The sequence below is a fragment of the Haliscomenobacter sp. genome, assembly GCF_040403615.1.
Taxonomy (GTDB): Bacteria; Bacteroidota; Bacteroidia; order Chitinophagales; family Saprospiraceae; genus Haliscomenobacter.
Genome location: NZ_JBBAKG010000111.1, coordinates 1 through 2,885, shown reverse-complemented (window position 1 = coordinate 2,885; position 2,885 = coordinate 1). Strand labels below are relative to the sequence as shown.

At 44.6% G+C, this 2,885-nt stretch carries 2 protein-coding genes and 1 pseudogene; 1 reads left to right on the top strand and 2 read right to left on the bottom strand.

Annotated elements, in window-relative coordinates:
- Together ABW391_RS24405 and ABW391_RS24400 are read right to left on the bottom strand one after the other, a co-directional pair.
- The coding region (locus ABW391_RS24405; protein ID WP_353484519.1) for a hypothetical protein at positions 1–1,100 on the bottom strand (1,100 nt) is incomplete at its 3' end.
- A 53-nt stretch (positions 1,101–1,153) separates the two neighbouring features.
- Complete coding sequence (locus ABW391_RS24400; protein ID WP_353484518.1) at positions 1,154–2,614, bottom strand: pyridoxal phosphate-dependent decarboxylase family protein; 1,461 nt, start codon at positions 2,612–2,614, stop codon at positions 1,154–1,156.
- Positions 2,615–2,697: 83 nt separating this feature from the next.
- Between ABW391_RS24400 and ABW391_RS24395 the strand changes: the two are divergent.
- Positions 2,698–2,885: pseudogene (locus ABW391_RS24395) on the top strand (galactose-1-epimerase); the annotation flags it as partial.

The following is a 2,885-nucleotide window of genomic DNA, read 5'->3' as shown; positions in this document are numbered from 1 at the left end:
CCTTTGATGTCTTTCAAAGAGAGGTAATTGCCCGTGATGGAATCGGCGGGCGCTTCAAAAGTCACTTGGGTACCAGAGGCACTACTAAAGACCTGAATTGGCGTGGTACACAATCCTGTTGCGGTCAATTTTTTCAGTTTATAGGTAAAACCTGCCTGAAAAACAAAGGTTTTTCCAGGCCCCAGAACCAACTCATCGAAAGATGCGGTACCCTTTATTTCACTGTCGTTGCGCATTTCCAATCGGGTTAGGGTTGCATTTCCGCCGTTGTCTATTTCAAATTTTCCCTTGCCCAAAGTATTTGAAAACAGTACAGTTCCCAATGCGACCGTTCCCATTCCGGTGGCACGAAGCAAGGGTTTATTGGAACTTAAATCGATGACCGAAGTTCCTGGCAACACCGTCAGGTTGCTGCGGTTGAATTCAACTACTGCCGAATCCTGTTGCCACCATTCGTACCTGCGGTAATACCGTCCTGTAACGGTGATGCGGCTACTACCCAAAGTCAAGTTGACTGGAGAAGTTGGGATCACGAAAAGTTTTAAACAAGAAATATTTTGGTTACCCGTATTCAGGCTGCCTGCTTTGATGAACAAGGTGGTATCCGTTTGCATTGCCCCTTGCAGCGTCCAGCCACCACCTAATCCGGCAAATGTTGCAATTTCACGAATCCGGTGACCCGCCATATTGATCGTATTTCCGGGAGTGCTGGCCAAAAAATTGACCGAACCCAGAAAAGAAAAAGTCATATTGGCGCTTAGTTTCAGCGAACCGTATACGTTGAGTACATAGGATGCCGGAGCGCTAATGGTAGGATTGTTGGTTACGGCTTCCCAATTCATGTCCAGACAAAAGATAGACTGGTTGTTGACATTGACCTTTTGTCCGGCTGCCGTGAAGGAGTTGGCATCAAAAAATACCCGATCATTGGGGGTTGGCACAACATTGCGTTTCGTAGCTCCCCCAGTAGTTGTTGCCCAATGGCTGATATCTGACCAATCGCCACTGCCACCAACCCAATAATAATCGGCGGCTTGCGCCATTTGAGAGAGCGACATAAATGCAATTGACAGCAAAAGGGTTTTGAAGATGGTTTTCATAATTAATCGGTTGTACTTGGAATAGGGTTCCAGTTAAAGACAATGATTATGGTTTATCGTTTTTTCCAAAATGACTTCAATTGAGCTAGTGTTGTAAGCAAGCGGTTTAGTTCCCCCATCCACCGAGGCGGATCTGGCAATGAAACTGGCTTCTCGTCTTCAGTAATCGAAGTTGACTTCGAAAAATCATAGAGTTCTTCAAAAATATGGCGAACATTGGTTTCTACCATTCCCCGAAAAGGAATTCTGGCCATCAGGCCATACAAGGCCGCATTGCCTTTGGCAACTGCAGCAGGATTTTTTTGTGCAAAGTCGATAGCGGCTTTCAGGTCAGCAATATACTGATTTACCACAGGAATATTGTGGCGCATCACGGTCAAATGTATGGAGTTTGGCAATTGCTGGCGATCCAGCATCCAACCTTTTTGCTCCAGTTGATCTGCAATTACGAAAATATCAGGCTGGTTATTTATTGTAGAAAAAGCAATGATGTTCATTGCAGGATCCCCCAAAATAATGATTTCTGGTATACCTTCCAAAGCCTCTTTCAATTCATTGGTAGCCTGCATGATTTCCCTGGCTATTTTCAAATACCCTTCCTGCCCTAAAGCTTGCATTGCCGACCAGGTAGCGGCAATGGCGCCTCCTGGCCTAGAGCCCAGCAAAGTAGGAGAAGCATAAATCCCCCCCGGCCAATCTGTAACCACATAAAACTGATGTTTCAGGTAATTCATACTGCGGTACAACAACACTGACGCCCCCTTGGCGCCATACCCAAACTTGTGGGCATCTGCCGAAATAGACGTGACTCCAGGAACTCTGAAATCAAAAGGCGCTATAGGATAACCCAGTTTTTCTACCCATGGCAGCATAAAACCACCAATGCAACAATCCACATGAAAAGGCAGTTTTTTTGCCAACGCCAATGCAGCAATTTCGGCAATCGGATCCAATACGCCGTGTGGATAAGAGGGTGCAGAAGCGGCTATTAAAATGGTATTCGGGCTGATCAATTTGGCCAATTCAGCAGGTTGGGCCCGCATGTTTTGATCAATTGCTGCTTTTTTCACTTTGATGTTGAGCAAATGAGCTGCCTTTTCAAAGGCTGGATGAATGGTGGTTGAAGCGACAATTTCAGGAGCTTTGATCTGGGGGAATAGTTTTTGAGCCCGTTCGCGATAAGTATACACCGCCAGAAAAATGCTTTCGGTTCCGCCAGAAGTCATGGTTCCGGTGACATGTTCATCGCCATGCAAAAGGCTAGCCGTCATTTGAATAACCTCCAATTCCATTTTTTTCAAGCTTTGAAATGCGAATGGATTGAGGTAGTTTTCGGAGAAAAAACTGCTGTAGGCTTTTTCCAATAAATCCTGATGATCTTCGTCTACGTAATAAACCATACTCCAGGCACGTCCTTCTTTCCAGGGGATGTCCTTTAAATGTAGTTTAGACAATTCATCTAGAATAGTATCTTTATCACGGCCTTGGGCAGGGATTGTAATTTTATCGGACATTGGACAAAAATGTTTTAAGGTTCGGAAAAATACAATACCTTCCCGTTAATGCTACATTTTTAACCAATGATAATTGCAAGTTCATGAAAAACAAGCAAAAAATGTTGATTGGTTTGGTGCTGATTGCCTTCGCAACCTTAAGTTGTCAGCCCAAAGCAAAAGAAAAAGAAAAGGCGGAAACCGAATCGCCAGCCACTCCAAGTGTGGTATACACTTTGCCTGACCCTGGAAAATTCAACGCCAATTTGGATGGAAAAGCCATCAAATTGTT